A 22869-nucleotide genomic window follows, 5' to 3' on the forward strand; every position below is an offset into this window, starting at 1 on the left:
TTTAAAGGAGCACAAAAATTACATGAATTAGGGTTACATGTCATTGGTATACCCGCAACGATTGATAATGATTTATCTTATACGGACTATTCAATTGGATTTGATACTACATTAAATACGATATTAGAATGCCTCGGTAAAATTAAGGACACCGATTTATCCCATGACAAGACTACGATTGTGGAAGTGATGGGGAGATATTGCGGTGATTTGGCCTTGTACTCTGCCCTAGCAGGTGCAGGAGAAATTATCTCAACACCAGAAAGAAAATTGAATTTTGAAGAGATATGTTCCAAACTGAACGGGAAAATTAAAGGTGGTAAAAAAGATAACCTTATTCTTATTACGGAAAACATGTACGACATTCAAGAACTACAAAAATATGTTGAGGATAGATTGGATATTAGTATAAGGACAAGTATATTAGGTTTCATTCAAAGGGGGGGGCACCCATCCGCGTTTGATCGTATATTAGCAAGCAAAATGGGAATGAAAGCAGTGGAATTATTACTAAAAGGATATTCAGGTAGGGCTGTCGGAATCAAGGAAAATGACTTAATTAATGTAGATATTGAAAAAGTTCATTCAAAAGTATCTAGTAATAATGATAAATACAGTCTACTCGATACGATTTTAGCTTAAACATGTCTTTTCTATAATCTAATGATTTCTTGCAATAGGAATAAAGATAAAACTAATGCATCTCAAATAAAAAGGAGGAGTAGGTCATGGCTAAGCAGACTAACGTAAAACAAGGAACTATCGTTTGTCAGGTATGTGGGAAGGTTATTGAGAATGTAGAAAACTCTGAAGGCGTTAAAACATGGTATGGAAAGTGTGCTGAGGATTGTTCCAGGAAATAATGTATCAAAAAAGATAGGTAAAGCTTTAATTATGAATATAGTTAAATAAGGAGGTTAACATTATGAAAGTATTAATTGCTTCAGATCATGGTGGATTAAATATTCGTAAAGAGATTATAACTCTATTGGATGAAATGTCTATAGTATATGAAGACCTAGGCTGTGAATGCAATAGTTCGGTTGATTATCCGGATTATGCAATTCCAGTCGCAAAAAGAGTTGCAAATAGAGAAGCTGATTTTGGAATTTTAATCTGTGGTACAGGAATTGGAATGAGTATTGCAGCTAATAAGGTAAAAGGAATTCGTTGCGCACTCGTTCATGACGTTTTTTCAGCTAAAATGACCCGTGAACATAACGATACTAACATTTTAGCGATGGGGGAACGAGTAATTGGACCAGGTTTAGCTCGTGAAATTACGAAGACTTGGTTAACAACCCAATTTGTTGGGGGCCGCCATGAAAATCGAATTGGTAAAATTGCCGAATACGAGGGCGTATTAGAAAACTCTCTCGAAAGAAAGTAAAGGAAAGAATCAATCTGATTCTTTCCTTCATTCGTTGATGGCGTACCTGTGTTTGATGGGATAGTATTATATTGGTACAACTACAGTGTGCACTATTTCTGAGGCTCTTCAGTAAAACAATAAGTAAAGATCATACAGCGCTAGAGCAACTAATGTAGATTTTCATGATTAACTAATTAAAAATAAAGGGGAATTTACAATGAAAACGGGATTTCTAGAAAGACAGGGCTTTGTTCGAATTAAAGAATTTGAAACACCCTCAATTGGTAGAGAAGAAGTTCTCATAAAGGTAGTTGTCGCCGGAATATGCGGATCGGATGTTCATGCTTATCATGGTACGCACCCTTTTCGGAGAGCTCCTATGATCTTAGGGCATGAAGTTGCTGGAGAAGTAGTAAGCATTGGATCACAGGTAAAAAAGATTAAAGTAGGGGATCGTGTAACCGTTGAACCCCAAAAAAATTGTGGCACGTGCAGTTACTGTCGAAATGGAGAGTACAACCTATGTAAGACGAAGATTATGGCCGGAGTAGGAGGATGGTTAGGAACCTTCGCGGAATATTTTGTTGCTCCAGAACAGCGAGTATATACTTTACCATCATCTATATCCTATGATATTGGGGTCCTCGCAGAACCACTAGCCGTCGGTGTTCATGCGGCAAGGATAGGAAATGTACAAGAGCATGAGAAGGCTATTGTACTAGGAACCGGCCCTATTGGCATCCTTAGTGCAGTGGCTATGCAATCAATGGGCGTGGAGAATGTTTTTTGTACTGATATTAATGATTTTCGCTTAAAGACAGCGAATAGCTTAGGTATAAAAACAATTAATGTTGAAAAAGAAAGTATAGAGACAAAGACATACCCTTATGCACCTGATGGATTTGATATAGCTATAGTCAGCGTAACCTCACCAGCTGTGATTAACCAAGCATTACAGCTGGTACGACGTGGTGGAAGAGTAATTATCGTTAGCGTATTTACTTCTGATATACCACTCAATATAGGAACTATACAAGCAAATGAAATCGAAATAAAGGGTTCTAACGTCTATACATCTGAGGATTTTAACCAATCCTTAAGAATCTTATCGGAAAGAGCTCAGGATTTAGAACATATAGTAACTCATCATATGAAATTGAGTGAGATTAATGAAGCCATGCAAGAACTTAATAACTCTAAAAACCAAGCGTTAAAAATAATTATTGATTTATAATTTTGTTCAACAATGTTAGGTGGAGGAACTTCAATGAGAATCAAGAAATTACTAGATTTATCACAAACTTTTTATCACAATAATCCGGGCTACCTTCATTATGGTCTCACGGAGATAAATTATGAAACGTTAAAAGCTAAAGATGGTTACACGTCAGAAAGAATTAATTTAAATACTCATACATCAACCCATGTAGATGCCCCATATCATCATTTTCCAAATGGAAAAACAATTGCCCAAACACCTATAGAAAGCTACATAGGTTCTGCTGTTGTAATTGATCTTTTCGATATTGAAGCACATACTGCAATTGGAGTAGAACATCTTGAACCATATGCAGATAAGATTAAAGAAGGAGACATTATCCTTCTTTGTACAGGCTGGGGATATAAAAGAAACTGGACTACAGAATATGTTGATAATTGGCCTTATCTTGGAGTAGACGGAGCTCAATGGCTTCATGACAGAAAAGTAAAAGGAATTGCTATTGATTCTTTAAGTATAGGTGGACCAAGGGACGGGGAAGGATTAGAACAGCATGAACTTCTTTTGGGAGCTGAGATTTGGTTGGCTGAAGAACTTTTCCTTCCTAAAGAATTGCTTGAATATGATAGATGGGATTTTATTTTCTTACCACTTAAGCTTGAGGGCTGCGGTGGAGCACCTGGACGAGCTATAGCATTTATTAGTGAAGATTAATATACATAACTTAGTGATTGAGGAAGGGTTAAGACATAAATAATGACTTATGATTATAAGCAGCATGAAATGTATGGATACTTTAAAATTGGTTTAAACTTATAAAATATTCTCCAATCCCTAAGTTTTTAGAAAGCCTTTCCTCTTGTTGAGTAAAGGCTTCTTTTTAATGAGTTTCTTCTATATAGTACGTTATATGTTTGGACTGGATTAAGAAGTCATTTTGAAAATCGATGATAGCAAGAAAACAACATTTTCTAGAACGCTGAAATTTGTATCAAATGATCAAGTATAGATAAAACAAAAGATAATTTCCTCAGAGAGCGTTTCTCTGCATATTGGATATATATATTTGATGTTTCTCTACATAAAAATAGTGGTTTTTTTATTTGTTAAACAAGTGGTGCCTCTGGGAGAGTTATTTAATCAGGCTTTTTCTTATTTTAATCCATTCGTTCAATATTCTGTAGAGATTAGTTTGAATACTGATAAAATACAAAGATATGGGATCGTATCTACTGCATGTTTTTCTTAAAGTTCAGAGAATGAACATAAAAAGACTTGCTTTAGGTAGAAGCAAGCTAAAAGGTAAACTATCTTAAATGTTTAGAAAATTAAATTGTAACGGAATTATTAAGTAAAAGGGTTAAAGGTAATTTCCATTTGTATATCTCAATATATAACTTTATCTAAACGAATATTGAAATAAAAATAATAAACATTAGATAATTTAAAAACAACTTCTTAAGTAAATTCTTAGTAACTTTTAATTTTAAAATATAGATAATTTTTATTGTTATATATTTATATAAGTAAATAATAAAACACCTTAATTGAAAATATTTTAATCATTACCTATACTATAGAAAAACTGCGTATTTGTCGTCAATTGGAGTAAATATTAAAACTATATTTTCCATAAGTTAGTTTATACATTTACTCTTTTATATAAAATACGTTACTTTTGTTTTTTTACCTAATTTAATTTATTAAAAACATATTAATATTAAATACTTGTTATATCTATACTAAAACATCATTAATGTAAAAATTTCTCAAAATGTAAGTAGAAAATATACTGCTGCATAATAAATAAGTAAGATGTATCATTTATCACCATTAAGAATAATTACGAAAACCTACATTACTAAAAGTTAATTCTTAGATTTACTTTAACAAATAGCGAAAGGAGTATGGAAAGCTCAAAAAGAGTGAACTTTCCATGCTCCTTTTCTCTATTGTTTATTGCTACAATCTTTTTTAGAAAAAGGAATTACACCTATTTTAAAAGAAAGAGCTAATTTCCAGTATACGGAGTTATAGGTCATTGTTAAACATTAGAAAAATTCATTTATAAAAGAGAATTTTTTCGGAATTCTGTAGGACTTAAACCAGTCCACCTTTTAAATTGTCTGCTAAAATGTGAAAGGTTTTTATAACCAAGGCGACTCGCAATTTGATTTATAGAAATGTCTGGTTGTTGAATTAAAATTTTAGCTTCCTGTAATTTTAGGTCGGAAAGATATTTCCTTGGAGACATATGGTATACCTTTTGAAAGATTTCTAACCCATAATTTGGACTTATGCCTAGTGAAGCAATAATCTGTTGTATATGAACTTTGTTATCAGTTTCCTCCTTATCTAAACCCAAATCTAAATATAAATAACTTTTTTTAAAGTTAGATCTTATAGCATCTGCAATTGCTTTTGCATATTTTGTAGTGGTTATAGATTGTTGCAATTGTTCTCTCTGGTTTTGTGATATGATGTCAGAAAAAATTTCCAACAATTCAAATAATACAATTTGCACTCTGAGTTTATACTTTATGGAATTACATTCTATGAGATCTAACATGTTAATCCATTTATCAATTGTGTCTCTTAATCTTTGATAAAAAGGAGAAGACGTTGTATAAATTAAATCGCAGTTTTTCAACATTTCCATACGTAAAGAAGGCTCGTCTATATCGAAATGAGCACAAAAATAAGTCATCCCATCATTAGCTATACATCGATTGGTATGATAAAAACCTGGAGGTATAAGGATAAGGTCACCTTTATTCAGAAAATAAGTTTCCTTTTCAAGGATAGTTTCCTGGCTACCTTCTAAGATAAATAATATCTCAAAAGCATGATGAAATTCTGTTGATGCAGACCAATCCTTAGAAACCGTCTGCATATGTGCACCAAAAAATCGTATATTCCAATCAATAAATGGAAGTAGTTGGGCATTGTTAAACTCGATAGTGTTTTCCATTTTTCATCTCCTTTGATTTGGGTAAATTTAACCTTGATAATACAATCGCTTTTTAAACCAGATTAATCTTATAATAGAGACAGATTAAAGAAAACGCTTACGTTTTTAGCTGGAATGTTGAAATATCAGTATTAGTTGGGATAGTAAACTTATTATAATAAATTAAGAAAGCGTTATCAAATACTATTTCATTATGGCTTTCTTATCTACTTAAAATTATAAAAGGGTAAATGTAGAAAAAAGATATTGGAAGTATTCTAAAGGGGATTTCGGGTCAGCTAAAACAGCACACCTTACTCATATAAGGAATTAAGTTTAATGAAACGTTAGCAAAGAAGGGAATTAGAGAAATGACAATAATTAAAAACCCTATTATTCCGGGAATGGCGCCAGATCCATCAATTATTCGAGTCAATGAGATATATTATATTGCAACATCCACTTTTCATTGGAACCCCGGTATACAAATTTTTAAATCTACGGATTTAGCAAATTGGGAGCTAATTAGTTACGGATTAAAAGACGGTGAAGTTAATTTACGTGGTACAAATACACCAGCTGGTATCTGGGCGCCACACTTATCCTATGATTCTATCACGCATAGATACTGGTTAGCATTTTCTAACATGGTAAATATGGCAGGTCGTGAATTTAACGCAGACTCATATGTAATGTGGGCAGAAGAAATAAATGGACCTTGGTCAGATCCAATATATATAACATCAATAGGTTTCGACCCAGCTACTTTTCATGATGACGATGGAAAACATTACATCTCCATACTTGAATGGGAAACACGTCAAGGGTATCAAGCACCTGGCCATATTGTAATTGCCGAGGTTGACTTAGATAATGGAGGGATTATCGGAAAATGGCACCGAGTAACCCAAGGGTTTACTAGTCGTGGGTGTGCTGAAGCACCACAAATATATAAATACCACGGGTATTACTACCTTATTATAGCTGCTGGTGGAACAGGATATGCACATGGTGTAGAGATTGGACGTTCGGAAAGTATTTTTGGGCCATATGAACCGCACCCATCAGGAGAACCGATTATTACATCTTCACCACGACATCTATTTTCACTTGGTGATCCAGATGCGGGACATTTTGAAATGTATAATCCAAACTCACCTATGCAAAAAGCAGGACATGGTTCATTAGTTCAAACACAAACGGGCGAATGGTATATTGCTCATCTAATGTCACGTCCAATTGAAGAAACTCTCTTAAATCCATTAGGGCGTGAAACGTCTATTCAAAAAATGAAGTGGACGGAGGACGATTGGCTGGAAATGAAAGATGGATCAAATCTAGCAAAGATGGAAGTTGAGGGTATGGATGGAGTTAACTTATCCACTAAATTATCTCATGATGTATTTGATGATTTTAATAACGAAAAATATAGCATACATTTTATGACTCCTTATCGAAATCAAGATATTGATTGGGTGAATGCGATTGAGCGTTCAGGATATTTACGTATTCACGGCGAGAACTCTTTCTTTTCGCAAATCAATCCGTCTATTATGGCAACAAGTGCGACATCATTCAATTATGAACTTCAAACTAAAGTCGAATTTTATCCAGATCATTACTCAGAAACTGCAGGTATGGGACTTTACTATGATTCAAATAATTGGATTTATGCCCACTTAACTCATTCAGAATCATTTGGTGGCACAGTTTTAAGTTTACTACAGGCTAAATTAGGGGAACGCATTGAAGTTGTTCATAATAATATTGCAATACCTGAAGGTGTAGTTGAGTTGAAGCTTGTCTACAATTCAGGTATTGCAGATATCTTCTATCGTTTGAGCGATAATATGGATTGGAAATTATTTAAAAATAACATCAATGTGCTTTATTTGTCTGATGAAGGCGTTAATGGGGAACCAGGTGAAATTGGTGGATTTACAGGATTGTTTAATTTTATAGGTTCAGTTGATTCTCATCAGCATGACTCATTTGCAGATTTTGATTACTATTCAGTAAAAAATTATTAGTTTCCAGAGAGGAAGTTTTACATGAGTACTATGCCACTAAAAAATGCAACCGAAACAACTGAAACAACTAATTTCCACAAGAATACTATATCATTAAAACGTTTAGTGCCAGGATTAATTATCGGGCCAGCCTCCTGGCTTGGACCCTATATTGCAACTTCAAGTTTATTTTTACCGGCTTTAATTCAGCATTTGGATGCTGATAATAAAATTACATTAGTGGCGTTATTTTCCTCAGTAGGGATGGTTACCGCGGCCATTTCTAATATGATAGCTGGCTATCTTTCTGACCGTACAAAGTCACGTTTTGGAAAACGAACGCCTTGGCTAGTTTCCGGAGCATTTGTATTTATGTTAGCAATGATTTTTGCCTCAATGAGTACTACTATTCCTTTATTGTTAACAAGTTGGGCGCTAGGACAAGTTGCTTTAAACTTCATTGTAGCACCAATGGTTGCCTGGTTAGATTTAGCACCTGAAAATGGTAAAGGAACAGCTTCATCTGCTTATGGTGGTTTAGGCATGGCGCTCGGTAACAATGCTTTTACAATTTTAGCAGCCATTTTTTTAGGGCAATACCGTTTGGGTTTTATCATTTTTGGCATTATAACATTCGTAGGAACACTGATTGCAGCATTTATTGTCCGGGAACCATCAAATTTAGACGAGAATATATTAATATCAACAAAAAAGAGGGAATTTTCTGTAAAAGAGGTATTGAAAGTTTTTCCAAAGTTTTCTATTGGTCGGGATTATTATTTGGCTTTGATCGGAAAGATTTTTCAAGGGGTTGGAAACTTCGCTGTTACAGGTTATTTATTATATATAATGACAGATTTTCTACACAAAGATACATCTGCTACACAACAGTCTATACAATTGATTAATATAATTATGTTAATATTTGGTGTTATCATGGGGGTTATTGCTGGGCCAATTTCAGATAAGTTCAAAATATTAAAATTACCAGTAGGTTTATCTACTATTTTAGTAGGAATTGGCGCACTAAGCATTTTCTTTTTACAAAATAATATGGGTATGATTATTTATGCTTTTATGGCTGGTTTTGGAATGGGTATATGGAATTCTTTAGATAACCTTTTGAATTTAAAAGTTATTCCTGATAAGGAACGCGTTGGTTTTTTCTTAGGAATTTACAATTTAGGGAATACTGCAACTCAAGCTATTGCCCCGATTATCGCAGCATTTATGATTTCAGCATTAGGGTTTTCATCCATTTTTATAATGTCATTTGTTTTTTCCATAATCGGAGGGATATTGATTCTTTCAATTAAATCCGTATCTAGGTAATTTCTATATACTGCTTTTTAAAGAAAGTACATTTCTTTTGAAAGATGGATGCATAGTAGCAAAATAAAGACACTTAAAATTTTAACAAACATATCATTTCTGAAGAATAGACGACCTTTTGGTCGTCTATTCTTTAAAGTTGTTCTTAATAATAACAAAAAGATCCTTTTTTTGTAGAAAAAATGGTCATTTGTCGTCACTAAGAGTAAATAGTTAAACTAATTTTTTTATGACATACTTTATGATTTACTTAACATAATCATCGTACTAGGCAGAAATGATGATAACAGTTTTAACATAAAAGTATTTTTCTCCCAATTAATATGTTAGTCTTAAGGAAGAAACAAATAAAATAAATTATTTGGTCTCTTTGTACCTGAAGTTTCCTCATAATGGGAAGGGGTACATTTATTTATGAGCATAACCGATATAAAAAAATGCTTAGTACTCTAATTAAATATGAAGATAGCACGATTACCCATACCATACCTGGATTAGTTGAACTAGTTTATTCAAAAGCATCTCAGACCTTTCGAGTTACTACACTTGCTGATGGAAACGCTTCACCGTATTACGATGTAGATACTGCTTGTGACGCTTTATATATAATTTTAAATCCTACAATAGAAGAAGGCCTTTGATAGCGCCTTCTTTTTTGTAGAACATACATAAAGACAGATTTTTTATTCAAGAATTGGAGAGAGAATAATAAAAGACAAGTTGAGCAAACTACTCAAGACGCCGTGAGACTTCAGTCCTTTGGTTAAATAATGTAGCAGAAAAAACTACCCTATCACACACCAGGGTAGTTTTTTCTGTTTGTAGGCTGTATATGTTATACATCTTTAGTTAACATAATGAAAATTCTCGGTAGGTACCCTAATTAAGAAATTATTACATCATATATTTTCTATTACTCTAGCAACATGATAACTGTTAAGCTTTAGTGTTGTAGCCTCACAATTTTTAATTATTTCATCATTAGTAGTCTGGACCTCATTACGACCTGAGGCTTGAAACGAGTTAGACCAAGCTTCTCTCGATACCCACTGAGCATAGTTAATGACTCGTTTACCGTCTTCACTAGCATGGAAACTTGCTGAAATAAAACCATCGTAATCCTTAAAGTATGTTTCGATTTGATTTGAAAGACCATTAATTAATTCTTGTTGATATTTTGGATTAACTTCCCATTCAATAATCACTGTAAACAACTGATTTTCTTCAATTTTTGGCATGTGACCTCTCCTTTATTAATCCCTATATCTATAGTTTATTACAGTAAAGTTGTTCTAGCATACGTCAATAGTATGAATCCTCCTATAACTTTAACATGATTGGAAATGTATAATTTTTCATATCTTGAGCAAACTACTAAAGTCAACGTGATCTGTTCTTTATAAGAATAGATTATAAAAAGCCACTGACGTATCAGTGGCTTTTTTTCGTTTTAAGCTGTATATGATATAAATCTTTAGTTAACATAATACCAATTCTCGAAAGCTATGAAGGCAATAAAAGTAATGACCATCTTTTGAAATAAAGGGGTATATTATATAATAAACCTTTACTCAAAACATTCTGAAGGGAAATGTAATATGCTAATTTCTAAACCACGTAAAAAACATAAAGTGAAGCATCTGGAACCTGCAAGTATCTTGTTCTTAGGGTTTTTAGGATTAATATTGGTAGGAACCGGTTTATTAATGATCCCTGCTGCTACAAGTGATAGGCATCATTTAAGCTTTATTGATGCTCTCTTTGAAGCCACCTCTGCTGTATGTGTAACAGGACTAGCTGTGGTAGATACCGGTACTACATTCACTTTATTTGGACAGCTCATTCTGCTTGTGCTCATCCAAGTTGGTGGTTGGGGGTTCATGACTATTGGTATACTCATGTTTATTGTACTAGGTAAAAAAATCGGATTACAACAAAGGTTAATACTTAAGGAATCCCTAAATGCTTTTTCGCTACAAGGCGTTATTGCATTAGTCCGACGTGTTGTGCTAATTACATTGGCTGTGGAAGGTATTGGAGCCCTTATCCTAGCTATTCGTTGGTCTCAAGAAATGAGCTGGGGAAAGGCAATCTATTATGGGATATTCCATTCTATATCTGCTTTTAACAATGCAGGATTTGGTTTGGAACCAGATAATTTAAGTAAATGGGTAGGAGATGCAACCGTAAATATTATGATTACGTTACTTTTCATAATAGGAGGAACTGGATTTTTTGTCATTGCAGATATTTTTCAGAAGCGAAACATAAGGAAGTTTTCTCTTCACACTAAAATTGTATTAGTTTCAACGATTGCACTAAATGTCGTGAGCACACTCATTATTTTCGCCTTAGAATATCATAACCCTCATACTTTGGGTGAATTAAGCATGAGTGATAAATGGTGGGCAGCTTACTTTCAGGGTGTAGTTCCTCGTACGGCTGGTTTTAATACCTTGGATATCGGAGCGCTCACATTACCTTCAAAAGTGTATATGATGGGTCTTATGTTTATTGGAGCAGCCCCAGGTTCAACAGGCGGTGGAATTAAAATAACTACGTTTGTCTTAATATTGTTTGCATTATGGTCAGTATTGACAAACAAAGAAGAGATTAATGTTTTTCGACGCCGAATTCCTAAATCGCTTGTTTATAGAGCTTTTTCTATTGCTACTTCTGGGATTATTTTTGTTTCTATTATTTTCTTTCTACTCACAATCACAGAAAAAGGTGTAGATATGTCTACCCTTTTGTTTGAAACGTTCTCTGCTTCTGGAACGGTTGGATTAAGTGCTAACTTTACAGGCGACTTAAGTCCTGTCGGACGAATTCTCATTACAATTATGATGTTTATTGGCAGAGTGGGTCCTCTTACCATTGGTTTTGTGCTTGCGATTCGTTCAAATAAACAATCTAAAATTCGATATGCAGAAGAAAAGATTCTAATTGGTTAAAAAATCAACATATTCACCGTTATAGGTAGCAAATTGTAAAAAAACTTCATATCTCAATCTATAACTAAAGTTCCTCCCTAAAACCAAAAATTATGCATGGAGGATTCCCTTATCAACAAGCTTTACTAGGGGCAATCAGAGAGATACGAATGCTACAAAAAAGCACTTTAACAGACTGTTAAGTGCTTTTTGACTTTTTATTTGAAATTTTTGTAATGATGCTCATTAAAATCATAATTAATCCTATAATGCTAAACACAAACTCTAGGACATAAAACTTACGCCCCTGGGCATATCCTAAATAGAATTGACTACCAAATATAAAAAGTAAAACAGCTCCTAAATAGATGGCGGGATTTTTCATGAACCAACTGATTTTAGACTCCATCTAGTTTCCTCCTTGTAAGCTCACTGTTGTATGTCTGCATGCTTTAACTAGAAAGGTTATAGGGAATTATTTATTCATATTTCGTACAATTATACGACGCAGCCTTCTAAAAGGTTTCAAAAATAAAATTGCTTACTTTTTCATTTAATTACGTTTATATAATTATTAATTATTTTACTCCCAGAGCCGAAACTAGCTTCTTTAATGTCGTTCCTTGAATTAGCAAAGAGAATACGACGTTACTGAATGTCATGGCTAAAAGGAGATTTCTTCCTTCAAATTCAGGAGTAACTTCCAAAATAAGCGCGATAGAAAGAGATCCTTTTAATCCTCCCCAAGAAATAATAGGCTTCCATGAAGTGGGAATAGAATTATCAAAGGCTAAGCTTATATAGACAGCTAGAAAACGTGCCAAAAGGACAATGAGAATGCTACCGGCGATAAACCATCCTTTATCTAGAAAATCAATACGACTAACTTCTAATCCTACTAGTAAGAAAATAAGTGCATTGGAGAGAAAGGCAATCGTTTCCCAAAAGGAATTCACTTTTTCATGAGTGAGGTCTGACATACCCACGTTGCGGCCATAAGTTCCTAAGATTATGCCACCTACTACTACAGCTATTACCCCGGAAACGTCAAAGTGCTCAGCTAACTGAAACGTACCATAAAACAGAACCATGGATAAACCAGTCTCTACTAAATAATGGTCAATTTTAGATGTAACACGAGAAGCTAGAAAACCAAACACTCCACCAATCAATATTCCTCCACTTACAACTTTCAGAAATTCAAGCAGAGCATTTAACATGCCTGTTAAGCTTAGGGCAGTTGTTACCACAGCAATTTGAAAGAGTACAACAGCAACTCCATCATTAGCTAAACTTTCTCCTTCGACCACAATGGAGAGACGTTTGTTTAGTCCCATTGACTTGAAAATACTTAGAACGGATACAGGGTCCGTAGCTGCCATAAGTGCACCGAAAATTAAGGATTCTTGCAAAGAAAGATGTAAGAAAAAATAAGTTAAAGCAGTAACTATTAAGAAGGTAAGAAATGTACCTAAAAAAGCTAATAAGGAAATGGATTTCTTATTACGTTTTAGTTCATTAAAGGGCAGCTTAAGTGCTGCATCTCCTAACAAAGCTGATAAAAAGATAAAAATAACGATCGTTTGAAACACGGTATCATTTGCTGCATAACTTTTTATTTCTTCCAATCCAGGAATTGGCGTCAAACCAATGATTAAACCCATCACAACAAGGAAAGTAGGATAAGGTTGTTTCATTTTTTCTGCAATAAATATTATACCCACGGCAATAGCTGATAAAATAGTTCAGTATGTAACCATTTAATTCCTCCTATTACCTTTAATAGATGACATGTTTTGTCAAGGAAATATGTAGGTATTTATGGGATACCATCTAACCAGATAAGGTAGCAAATTTTATTTTTGTTGGAGAAAGTCAATTTAATCTTGAATTAACATTATATACATTTATTTCATATATTATAAAGGGTAGAGAATAAGCACATTGTAGAGTAACTTTCACACTATTACTCAATTACATAAAATAATTTTGATGAAAATCTTAAATCTTTATATTAAAGTGAAACCTTTTAGACAACTCATCCGTATAAATATATTGAGTAAAAAATAAACGTATATTTTATTAGCTAAACTAATCTTTGATTATTGGAGGAGCCTGTCACCAAGGGATAAGTATATCCTTTTGGTGGCAGGCTCTTTTTGTTGGTTTAGAAAGGTTTAGTTATGAGATAAAGAAAGGTGGTAATTAAATGTTAATTCTTCAATTGGCAATGATTTTAATTTTTTCTAAAATTGCAGGGGATATAAGTGTGAAATTAGGGCAACCCTCCGTCCTAGGTAAACTTATGGTTGGTATCCTGATAGGGCCGTCTGTACTGGGATTAGTAACAGAGACAGAAACGTTGAAGGAATTTAGTCAATTAGGTGTTATTTTGCTGATGTTTATAGCAGGATTAGAAACAGATCTTGATGAGTTTAAGCGAACTGGTAAAGCATCAACGCTGGTAGGTATAGGGGGGATTATTTTCCCGTTATTAGTAGGATGTTTAGCTGGAATACTGCTAGGTCTCACCATCATGCAGTCTTGGTTTTTAGGGCTTTTACTCTCAGCTACAAGTGTAAGTATATCCGTTCAAGCACTTAAAGAGATGAATCAATTAAAATCTCGTGAAGGTACGACAATCCTCGGAGCAGCCGTTATTGATGATGTAGTTGTGATTATTGCGTTAGCATTTTTAATGAGTTTTGCAGGTGGAGACATCAATTTAAGCATAGTTGTATTAAAGAAAGTATTATTTTTTGCAGGTGCTATCTTTGTGGGATGGAAACTAGTTCCTTGGTTTTTGAATAAATTTTCATCATTAAAAGTAACAGAGGCGGTCACTTCATCTGCGTTAATTATCTGTTTTGTTTATGCCTATCTTGCTGAGTACACAGGAGTAGCTGCAATAATTGGAGCCTATATAGCAGGTGTTGCAATTAGCGTAACCAACTTTAAGCATGAGGTATTTAAGAAGGTTGAAACCATTAGTTACTCAATCTTTGTTCCTGTATTCTTTACTTCTATTGGAGTTACTGCCCAGTTTTCTGGGATTATAGATAATTTAGGATTAATTGTCCTTCTGAGCATAATTGCTATCTTAACTAAACTCATAGGCGCATCGATTGGAGCAAAACTAGCTGGATTCAATTGGAACAGTTCCTTAGGAATTGGTTCAGCGATGATATCCCGCGGAGAAGTCGCTTTAATTATTGCAGCTATAGGACTTGAATCAAAGCTACTGACTCAAGATATATTTGCAGTGATTGTTGTAGTCATTTTAATTACAACTATTGTTACTCCTCCTATGATGAAGTGGTTCTTTAACACTGGTTCTGAAGTGAAAAACATGACTCATATAGGTTAAATAAAAAGGATCATCCTAATGGATGGTCTTTTTTATTGTAAAAATGAGGTGTTATCTATGATGGCAAAAAACCTTTTATTTAAAATAAGTTTGTTAAATATTCTGACAAAAGTAGTGTGATAGAAGGTGACATGCTACATAATGTAGAAATAAAACTACTTAGATAGGTAAAAGGGGGTATTTTATTGGAACAGATTGTTACAAGTATAAATAATGTATTATGGAGTCAGTGGGTGATTTATACCATATTAGGCATAGGTCTCATTTTTTCTATTTTAACTCGCTTTTTACAAGTAAGACTCATAAAGGATATGGTGAAACTTATGTTTCAGGGTAAAAGTTCAGAGGCAGGAGTATCTTCTTTCCAAGCTTTATCCATTGCTTTATCAGGTCGTGTAGGAACAGGGAATATTGCAGGTGTAGCAACTGCTATTGCCTTTGGTGGACCGGGGGCTATTTTTTGGATGTGGGCTATAGCATTTATAGGTGCATCAAGTGCATTTATTGAATCCACATTAGCGCAAATTTATAAAGTTAAACAAGATGGGCAATATCGTGGAGGCCCAGCTTATTATATTGAAAAAGGGACTGGGGTAAAGTGGTTTGCCGTTCTTTTTGCCATAGCAGCATTGATTGCAATGAGTATACTAATGCCTGGAGTTCAGTCGAACTCTATTGCTTTGGGAGTGAAAAATGCGTTTGGAATTAGTCCGATGTTTACAGGAATTGCAATTATTGTGTTATTAGGTTTTATTATTTTTGGAGGAGTAAAACGAATTGCCAATGTGGCTCAAGTTATCGTTCCTTTCATGGCTCTAGGTTATATTTTAGTATCTCTTGTAATTGTCTTAATGAATATCACACAATTACCTAGTGTCATTTCGCTTATTTTTAAGAGTGCCTTTGCCTTGGATTCAGCTTTCGGTGGACTAATCGGGATGGCTATTTCTTGGGGAGTGAAACGAGGTATTTATTCTAATGAAGCAGGTCAAGGGACGGGTGCTCATCCGGCAGCTGCTGCAGAAGTATCACATCCAGCAAAACAAGGGCTAGTTCAAGCATTTTCTGTATATATTGACACACTATTTGTATGTTCTGCAACTGCATTTATGATCTTATTCACTGGGATGTATAATACAACGAGACCAGATGGAACCTTTATCGTTCAAAATTTAAAAGGCATAGAAGCCGGGCCAGGATATACACAAGCTGCAATTGAGAGCATCTTCCCGGGATTTGGAGCAGGTTTTGTGGCAATAGCATTATTCTTCTTTGCTTTTACAACCATTATGGCTTATTACTATATTGCCGAGACAAATATTGCTTACCTGACTCGTGGTAATAATAGTAAATGGGCTATGTTTTTATTAAAGATAGTTTTACTTGGTGCAACATTCTATGGTGCTGTGAAAACAGCAGGACTAGCTTGGGCTTTAGGTGATACCGGGCTGGGAATCATGGTATGGTTAAACGTTATTGCAATTGTTCTTCTTGCAAAACCAGCCATCAAAACATTAAAAGATTATGAGAAGCAGAAAAAGCAAGGACTTGATCCTGTTTTTGATCCAACTTCTATTGGTATAAAAAATGCAGATTTTTGGGAGAAAGAATATAAAAAAGAGCAAGATCACGCTTCATAACTATCGATGTAATTTTCAGGAGCTTATTTGTCTACCTATGCTTATTTCATTAGAAAATTCTTTAAAACATGGTGGGAAGTTTAGATTTTTACTTATTTATAAAAGGTTATGTTTTTTTCATATTCTTTCAAGTTATAAAAGCACATTGATTAATCAATGTGCTTTTTCTTTAAGAATTTTTATTTTTGTTTTTTCAACTTTCCAATTCCGAATTCTTTCGCTTCTTTGTTAAGAGCTTTAATGAGACTAAACGTCATTAAGGCCATAACCACCGAAAAGGGAAGGGCTGCGATAATCATGGTGTTTTGCAGAGCCTGTAGTCCTCCTGAATAGAGAAGAATAAGAGCTATAATTGTAAGTAAAACACCCCAGATGACCTTTACACTATTACTGGGATTTTGAGAACCATTGGTCGTCATCATTCCTAAAACATAGGTTCCTGAGTCAGCTGAAGTGATGAAGAAAGTTCCAACAAGGATAATAGCTAGGATTGATAAGGCTGTTCCCATTGGATAGTTTGCAAATACACCAAAGAGTGATTCTTCTGTAGCTAATTTTGAAATAGAAGCAATTCCGTCATGTTCAAGTAACATGCCTGCACTACCGAATGTAGCGAACCAAATAAAGCCGATAAGAGAAGGAATTAGTAAAACACATACGACGAATTCGCGGATAGTTCTTCCTCTGGATACTCGAGCGATAAAGATCCCTACGAATGGAGACCATGCAATCCACCATGCCCAATAAAAGATGGTCCAACCATTGATCCAGTTACGATGTTCTTCATTAAGTGGAGCTATACGAAAGCTCATATTAATTAAGTTCTGCAGATAAGTGCCAATTGTATCTGTAAATAAATTTAACGTAAATAGAGTCGGACCTAATATAAACGTTAATAGAAAGAGTACAAATGCAAGAATCATGTTAGCATTACTAAGAATTTTAATTCCCTTACCTAAGCCTGTTAATGCTGAAACTATAAATAAGATAGTAACAACTAAAATAATAAGGAATTGACTCATAAGGTTGGAAGGGACGTTAAATAAATAAGATAAACCCCCGTTAATCTGGACAGCACCAAACCCAAGGGTCGTAGCCACACCAATAACAGTCGCAATAACGGCAATAATATCGATTATTTTTCCTGCGAATCCATCTGCATGTTTTCCGATAATCGGTTTTAATGTAGCGCTAATCAAGCTACGTTCTCCTTTTCTAAAGGTAAAGTAAGCTAATGAGAGGGCAATAATTCCATATATCGCCCATGCATGGATGCCCCAATGAAAGAAAGTAAACCTCATCGCATCTTTCATTGCTTGATCTGTCCCTGTTTCCCCCGTTGGAGAGCTAATCGCATAGTGACTAATTGGTTCAGCTGTACCATAAAACACTAAGCCAATCCCCATTCCTGCACTAAAGAGCATGGCAAGCCAGGTTGGGCGTGAAAACTCAGGCTTGTCCTCCTGTTTCCCAAGCTTAATTCGACCAATCGGACTTACTAATAAATACAAACAAACGATAACAAACAACGTTACTACAATTAAATAGTACCAGCCAAATGTATTTGTAATAGAATCTTGCAAACTACTTGTTACATTTTCAAGTTTTGCAGGCATTGTAACCCCCACAAGAACAAGAAGAGCCAGTATGGCTACTGAAATATAAAAAACTATTGAAACATTTTTCATGTTAAATTAAAAACTCCCATCTTTGATTAATTCGCAGAGGGTATTACTTCGATTGGAGAACATTAAAATATGCAAAACCAATTTAGACATTGTACTTTTTTATGAAGCAATAGTAACTAACCCTTAAAGATTGCGTTAATAAAATATCTTAATTAAATTATTTACACTTTACCTAATTTATAATCCGCGCTTGAGAAAACTCAGTAATTAATAACTCTCGATTTGCTAATAAACTCACGAGCGTTTCCATAGCTTTCTTTTCCTTATAATTTAATTAATACTCTTCATCTTTTTTGAAATGTCGTTTATTTGTCCGTTTTTTGTCTCGTGGACATGTTGCTCTGATGTACTTATTTTAGGGGTTTATTAGTGGGCATTTTAATAGTATAACACTAACCACACACAAATGTCTTGTCACCTAGTATTTTTACCTTAGTAATGATCCGTTGAATAAATATTAATACTGCTTATAGGCACCACTTATTATCAAACTAAAAAGGTTATCAGTATTTTAAAATGAATACATAAGGTAGCTATAAAAAATAATAGATGAGGTGAATATATGGCTATCTTCGTCCTTTGTGATGGAGCTTTTGGTGGAGCCTGGGCATGGAGAGAAGTTGAAAAAGAACTAATAAAACAAGGACATGCAGTTTTTTCCTTGACCTTAACTGGATTAGGCGATCGAAATCATCTTTTAACACCGGATATTAACTTAGAAACCCATATTACTGACGTAGTAAACACCATACTCTTTGAGAATTTAAACAACATCTACTTAGTAGGGCACAGCTACGGTGGTGGGGTTATTATTGGCGCCGCAGATCAACTACCGAATCGGATTTCCAAACTAATCTTTTTTGACGCTCTAATACTTGAAGATAATCAATCAATTAATGATCTATATTCAGAATCATTCGTAAAACAAACGAAAGAGATTGTTCAATCAAAAGGAGAAGGATTCAGACTTCCAAAACCTGATAGTGGACCTATCTATAACACAGATCATCCTTTTAAAACATTTGAACAAAAGATTAAATTAATGAATAAAGCAGAAGTGAGACAAATTCCGCGTGCATTTATTAATTGCACCCAAAAAAGTAGTCATCCTGTTCTGGAGCCCATCAATCAATTTGCTGATAGAGCTAAACAAGAAAAATGGGAATACATTGAAATTTCGGCCGGACATAATGCACATTGGGAAAAACCGGGGGAATTAGCTAAAATATTTATAAATTTGGCTGGTAAGAACGATGTATATGATATGCAAAACCAGTCGACATAATGGATTTTCTAGGAAGTAAACATAAAGAATAATAAAAGTTTTATATGGAATCAGCACTTGTCCAAACCCTTTTCATTACTTTGCATACTATAATATTGAGCAACTCCTTGCTCTTTCAATAGATTTCGGCTCGTACATTACTATTAGGTTAAAGAAAAAAATACTATGGGGGCAAATAGTATTTTTTTCTTTTTTTTAACTGTATACCATAGACATTTTTAGTTAACATGTCCAAAGGCTCTTAGTTAGACTGCAGTCTTTATAAAATAACGGTATCTAAAAGGGGGTAATTAAGATAGAACAATGGCTTAACCTTATTGGAAATTTTGGCTTTCCTATTGTTGTTACTTTTTATCTTCTATTTCGCTTTGAAAAGAAAATAGACCATTTAACAGAAGCTATTAATAAAATAGCCACTAGTATTGAAAAAGAACAGGACAAGCAATAAATAATCGATTTATGGGCTTATTTTTTAATTAATTTCTTAGTATGAATATTGCCTAATAATTTGAACAAACTACTCAAGACGCCGTGAGGCTTCAGTCCTTTGGTTAAATAATGTAGCAGAAAAAACTACCCTATCACACACCAGGGTAGTTTTTTCTGTTTTTAACTTGTATATGGTATACATATGTAGTTAACATAATGTCTCTTTCCGGGACCAAGCAAGCAAAAGAACCCTTGCGGCAGTAGGGTTCAGCTATGGATTCTTTTGCTTGAGTATGCCTCTTTTTATACATTGTTGATATGACTACGTTCTTTGGGTAGTTGAAAGAAACGAGAATGTATAAAAAGAGCTCCTTTTATACATATGCTCGTCCCTATAAAAAAAGTCTTTTTGGGAAAATTATGATATAAATCCATTGTTTTAACTAAATTTGTCTATAGATCATATAAAATTAAAAAGACAGTCAAAAATAATATTTGCTGTCTTTTTAGTAAATTTACTAGAGTACTTTTATTAAATGTTTAGCTTACTTTTTGTATTCCTTATATAATTCAATCATTGGTCGAATGGTAATGAAAAGTGCTGCTACAGCTAACCAGACAAAAGCTAAACAAACCCAGCCTATAAAAAAATTCAAACTATACACATAGCCTGTTAAAAACATAATTCCGGGCCAAATGACAATTAAGACTAGACTTAAACCAATAGCCCAACGAGTATATAATTTGGTGTCCTTAATTAATTGTTGATCTTTCAAGCTAGTTCCTCCTCCGTGATTGGACTTGAATCTTCATTTTTCTCTTCATCAAAGCTTTTAAATTTCTCTTTTAATGATTCGAAATCAAATTCCTCAGAAGATAGTAAACTATGACCAATTGAAATAATACCACTAACAATAAAAACAGCTAAATTCCCACATAACATCGGATAAAGTTGACCTAAAGATTCAATCGTAACATGACCAGTTAAGATATAGGCAGAACTAAACCAAACAGAGACTCCGCCAATCATTCCTAATAAGGTTCCATAAAAAGCTCCCTTATTTGTTGCGCGTTTCCATGTTAATCCCAGTGTTACCGGGATAACAGCTGCACTAACAAATATACCCATTGCCATATATACGAAGCCAAGGCTTATTCCTAAATAGAACAGTAAGATAGACAATAATCCCATTGCTAATCCAAAACCTAATGTAATGAAACGAGATACTTTCAGTAACTTTTCACTACTAGCTGTCGGATTAATCGAATGACGATAGATATCGGTCACAATAATGTTAGTTACAGCAGTAAGTTCGGCAGAACCAGCTGAAGTAACAGCCATAAATAACATGATAATAAATAAGAGAGAGCCAACTGTGCCTAATATGTGAGATGCCATCACAGGGGCGATCGAATCAGGAGAAGCGACAGAAATACCTAAACCAGCTGCACTAACTCCTAGAATAGTAGCTATCGCAAATGGAATTGAAAACCAAGAAAGTCCTCCATAAAGATATGCTTTAGAAGCAGCTTTATCGGTACTTGCAATAGCGCGTTGCCAATAGGCTTGATCCACGAAAACAGTTCCAAAATTCCCTACAATATTAATAATTCCAAATAATAGTCCAGGAACAGAAGCCATGGTCAGCATCTGTTTAGATTCAGGTAGATGCTGTAAACCTTCATAAATATTTGTGATTCCAAATTTGTAATAGACAGCTACTCCAAAGATAGCAAGTACAATAAATAAAATGACGGTATGCAAGTAGTCTGCGATAAAAGAAGCTTTTAATCCACCGATCATGGTGTAGAAGGTAAAAGTTAATGGGATGAGAAAAGCAGCAAGATATAAATTCATTCCTGTTAATTGGTGCATGGTAATGGCTCCGCCTAGGATAATCATAGAGGTTACAATTACATTTGTACCTAAAGCAAACACCAGCATAAGTCGATGATTCTTCTTATCAAATCGTTGAGCTATAAATTCTAAAAACGTGTGAGCTTTTGGCGCTTTTCGTTTTAAATGAATAGTAAGAATGGCAAATAATAAAATTTGAATAGTAGCACCAGCAGCATACCAAAAAGGTCCACTAATTCCATATTGATAGCCTGTTGATGAGGACATCATCAGCGTAGCAGCCCAAGTCCAAGCAGCAACAATTGAAGCACTGGCTAATCCAACACCCACACTCCTACCAGCTGTGTTAAATTTTTCTGCGGTCATTGTATTTCCGTTTCTTTTGGAATCCATTCTATGTATAAGAACTGTAATTCCGGTAAAGATAACACCAAAAATTAATAGAATGAGATAACCTGTGGTTGGTGTTAACATACGAACCCCTCCTTATTAAATTTTTTAATATGATTAAAATTACCACACGTTAAGTTTTTTAACAATACATGTTATATAAAATTACATAAATATTTTATAAATTCAGACAATTGAATGTATATTGTTTTTGAATTAAGTTATAAATACTTATTTAAAGCGATTTTAAGTGATTATCTTTAACTTTCATAAAATATTTCCATAGTTCATATTTGAATAATCAGATTAATATTTATGTTATATAATATTTAATGTTATATTTATTTACATAGATCATTTCTGAGAGGTTTAAAAAACGAAAGTAAAGAAAGTAGAA

At 34.1% G+C, this 22869-nt stretch carries 19 protein-coding genes; 12 read left to right on the forward strand and 7 right to left on the reverse strand.

The features are described 5' to 3' along the window. From ACLHDF_RS24055 to ACLHDF_RS24075, 5 genes are all read left to right on the forward strand, one after another. Positions 1-642: 6-phosphofructokinase (locus ACLHDF_RS24055; RefSeq protein WP_413921106.1), on the forward strand; the 642-nt coding region annotated here is incomplete at its 5' end. A gap of 86 nt (positions 643-728) precedes the next feature. Continuing rightward, positions 729-863 (forward strand): GapA-binding peptide SR1P, encoded by a 135-nt coding sequence (locus ACLHDF_RS24060; RefSeq protein WP_413921107.1) that lies wholly within the window; start codon positions 729-731, stop codon positions 861-863. Between the two features lie 62 nt (positions 864-925). Then, the gene (rpiB, locus tag ACLHDF_RS24065) at positions 926-1390 is read left to right on the forward strand and encodes a ribose 5-phosphate isomerase B (RefSeq protein WP_413921108.1); all 465 of its coding nucleotides are present in this window, start codon (positions 926-928) and stop codon (positions 1388-1390) included. Positions 1391-1589: 199 nt separating this feature from the next. After that, positions 1590-2606, forward strand: a complete 1017-nt coding sequence (locus tag ACLHDF_RS24070; protein ID WP_413921109.1) for a zinc-dependent alcohol dehydrogenase — start codon at positions 1590-1592, stop codon at positions 2604-2606. Positions 2607-2639: 33 nt separating this feature from the next. After that, positions 2640-3305 (forward strand): cyclase family protein, encoded by a 666-nt coding sequence (locus tag ACLHDF_RS24075; RefSeq protein WP_413921110.1) that lies wholly within the window; start codon positions 2640-2642, stop codon positions 3303-3305. 1351 nt (positions 3306-4656) lie between these two features. Here ACLHDF_RS24075 and ACLHDF_RS24080 read toward each other — a convergent pair. Further along, on the reverse strand, positions 4657-5562 hold the full coding sequence (locus ACLHDF_RS24080; protein WP_413921111.1) for a helix-turn-helix domain-containing protein: 906 nt from the start codon (positions 5560-5562) through the stop codon (positions 4657-4659). Positions 5563-5912: 350 nt separating this feature from the next. Between ACLHDF_RS24080 and ACLHDF_RS24085 the strand changes: the two genes are divergently transcribed. Continuing rightward, positions 5913-7571 carry a family 43 glycosylhydrolase gene (locus ACLHDF_RS24085; protein ID WP_413921112.1) on the forward strand — a complete coding sequence of 553 codons (1659 nt, stop codon included), beginning with the start codon at positions 5913-5915 and terminating at the stop codon, positions 7569-7571. Positions 7572-7592: 21 nt separating this feature from the next. Continuing rightward, positions 7593-8882 (forward strand): MFS transporter, encoded by a 1290-nt coding sequence (locus ACLHDF_RS24090; RefSeq protein ID WP_413921113.1) that lies wholly within the window; start codon positions 7593-7595, stop codon positions 8880-8882. 899 nt (positions 8883-9781) lie between these two features. Here ACLHDF_RS24090 and ACLHDF_RS24095 read toward each other — a convergent pair. Then, positions 9782-10120, reverse strand: a complete 339-nt coding sequence (locus ACLHDF_RS24095) for an antibiotic biosynthesis monooxygenase family protein (RefSeq protein ID WP_413921114.1) — start codon at positions 10118-10120, stop codon at positions 9782-9784. Positions 10121-10480: 360 nt separating this feature from the next. Here ACLHDF_RS24095 and ACLHDF_RS24100 point away from each other — a divergent pair, with 360 nt between their 5' ends. Continuing rightward, positions 10481-11836 carry a TrkH family potassium uptake protein gene (locus ACLHDF_RS24100; RefSeq protein ID WP_413921115.1) on the forward strand — a complete coding sequence of 452 codons (1356 nt, stop codon included), beginning with the start codon at positions 10481-10483 and terminating at the stop codon, positions 11834-11836. Positions 11837-12014: 178 nt separating this feature from the next. Here ACLHDF_RS24100 and ACLHDF_RS24105 read toward each other — a convergent pair whose 3' ends face one another. Next, positions 12015-12224, reverse strand: a complete 210-nt coding sequence (locus ACLHDF_RS24105; protein WP_413921116.1) for a hypothetical protein — start codon at positions 12222-12224, stop codon at positions 12015-12017. A gap of 169 nt (positions 12225-12393) precedes the next feature. Then, positions 12394-13539 carry a cation:proton antiporter gene (locus ACLHDF_RS24110; RefSeq protein WP_413921117.1) on the reverse strand — a complete coding sequence of 382 codons (1146 nt, stop codon included), beginning with the start codon at positions 13537-13539 and terminating at the stop codon, positions 12394-12396. A 485-nt stretch (positions 13540-14024) separates the two neighbouring features. Here ACLHDF_RS24110 and ACLHDF_RS24115 point away from each other — a divergent pair, with 485 nt between their 5' ends. Both ACLHDF_RS24115 and ACLHDF_RS24120 read left to right on the forward strand, forming a co-directional pair. Then, positions 14025-15182 (forward strand): cation:proton antiporter, encoded by a 1158-nt coding sequence (locus ACLHDF_RS24115; RefSeq protein WP_413921118.1) that lies wholly within the window; start codon positions 14025-14027, stop codon positions 15180-15182. Between the two features lie 185 nt (positions 15183-15367). Next, a complete protein-coding gene (locus tag ACLHDF_RS24120; RefSeq protein WP_413921119.1) occupies positions 15368-16822 on the forward strand; it encodes an alanine/glycine:cation symporter family protein in 1455 nt (484 codons plus the stop codon). A 179-nt stretch (positions 16823-17001) separates the two neighbouring features. Here the strand turns inward: ACLHDF_RS24120 and ACLHDF_RS24125 are convergent, their stop codons facing one another. Then, on the reverse strand, positions 17002-18510 hold the full coding sequence (locus ACLHDF_RS24125; RefSeq protein WP_413921120.1) for a glycine betaine uptake BCCT transporter: 1509 nt from the start codon (positions 18508-18510) through the stop codon (positions 17002-17004). Positions 18511-19072: 562 nt separating this feature from the next. Here ACLHDF_RS24125 and ACLHDF_RS24130 point away from each other — a divergent pair. Both ACLHDF_RS24130 and ACLHDF_RS24135 read left to right on the forward strand, forming a co-directional pair. Further along, entirely contained in the window at positions 19073-19795 is a 723-nt protein-coding gene (locus ACLHDF_RS24130) for an alpha/beta fold hydrolase (protein WP_413921121.1), read from the forward strand. Between the two features lie 316 nt (positions 19796-20111). After that, entirely contained in the window at positions 20112-20243 is a 132-nt protein-coding gene (locus ACLHDF_RS24135; protein WP_413921223.1) for a YvrJ family protein, read from the forward strand. Between the two features lie 526 nt (positions 20244-20769). Here ACLHDF_RS24135 and ACLHDF_RS24140 read toward each other — a convergent pair. Together ACLHDF_RS24140 and ACLHDF_RS24145 are read right to left on the reverse strand one after the other, a co-directional pair. Next, positions 20770-21000 carry a hypothetical protein gene (locus ACLHDF_RS24140; RefSeq protein WP_413921122.1) on the reverse strand — a complete coding sequence of 77 codons (231 nt, stop codon included), beginning with the start codon at positions 20998-21000 and terminating at the stop codon, positions 20770-20772. Next, on the reverse strand, positions 20997-22556 hold the full coding sequence (locus tag ACLHDF_RS24145) for a sodium:solute symporter family protein (protein ID WP_353636178.1): 1560 nt from the start codon (positions 22554-22556) through the stop codon (positions 20997-20999). Before ACLHDF_RS24145 ends, ACLHDF_RS24140 begins: the two co-directional genes overlap by 4 nt. Between the last annotated feature and the right edge of the window lie 313 nt (positions 22557-22869).

Source organism: Priestia megaterium (assembly GCF_046599315.1).
Taxonomy (GTDB): Bacteria; Bacillota; Bacilli; order Bacillales; family Bacillaceae_H; genus Priestia; species Priestia megaterium_F.

Bases quoted from the DNA above. Each gene is read 5' to 3' on its own strand.
- ACLHDF_RS24060 (WP_413921107.1), top strand. From the start codon at position 729: ATGGCTAAGCAGACTAACGTAAAACAAGGAACTATCGTTTGTCAGGTA.
- rpiB (WP_413921108.1), top strand. From the start codon at position 926: ATGAAAGTATTAATTGCTTCAGATCATGGTGGATTAAATATTCGTAAA.
- ACLHDF_RS24070 (WP_413921109.1), top strand. From the start codon at position 1,590: ATGAAAACGGGATTTCTAGAAAGACAGGGCTTTGTTCGAATTAAAGAA.
- ACLHDF_RS24075 (WP_413921110.1), top strand. From the start codon at position 2,640: ATGAGAATCAAGAAATTACTAGATTTATCACAAACTTTTTATCACAAT.
- ACLHDF_RS24080 (WP_413921111.1), bottom strand. From the start codon at position 5,562: ATGGAAAACACTATCGAGTTTAACAATGCCCAACTACTTCCATTTATT.
- ACLHDF_RS24085 (WP_413921112.1), top strand. From the start codon at position 5,913: ATGACAATAATTAAAAACCCTATTATTCCGGGAATGGCGCCAGATCCA.
- ACLHDF_RS24090 (WP_413921113.1), top strand. From the start codon at position 7,593: ATGAGTACTATGCCACTAAAAAATGCAACCGAAACAACTGAAACAACT.
- ACLHDF_RS24095 (WP_413921114.1), bottom strand. From the start codon at position 10,120: ATGCCAAAAATTGAAGAAAATCAGTTGTTTACAGTGATTATTGAATGG.
- ACLHDF_RS24100 (WP_413921115.1), top strand. From the start codon at position 10,481: ATGCTAATTTCTAAACCACGTAAAAAACATAAAGTGAAGCATCTGGAA.
- ACLHDF_RS24105 (WP_413921116.1), bottom strand. From the start codon at position 12,224: ATGGAGTCTAAAATCAGTTGGTTCATGAAAAATCCCGCCATCTATTTA.
- ACLHDF_RS24115 (WP_413921118.1), top strand. From the start codon at position 14,025: ATGTTAATTCTTCAATTGGCAATGATTTTAATTTTTTCTAAAATTGCA.
- ACLHDF_RS24125 (WP_413921120.1), bottom strand. From the start codon at position 18,510: ATGAAAAATGTTTCAATAGTTTTTTATATTTCAGTAGCCATACTGGCT.
- ACLHDF_RS24130 (WP_413921121.1), top strand. From the start codon at position 19,073: ATGGCTATCTTCGTCCTTTGTGATGGAGCTTTTGGTGGAGCCTGGGCA.
- ACLHDF_RS24145 (WP_353636178.1), bottom strand. From the start codon at position 22,556: ATGTTAACACCAACCACAGGTTATCTCATTCTATTAATTTTTGGTGTT.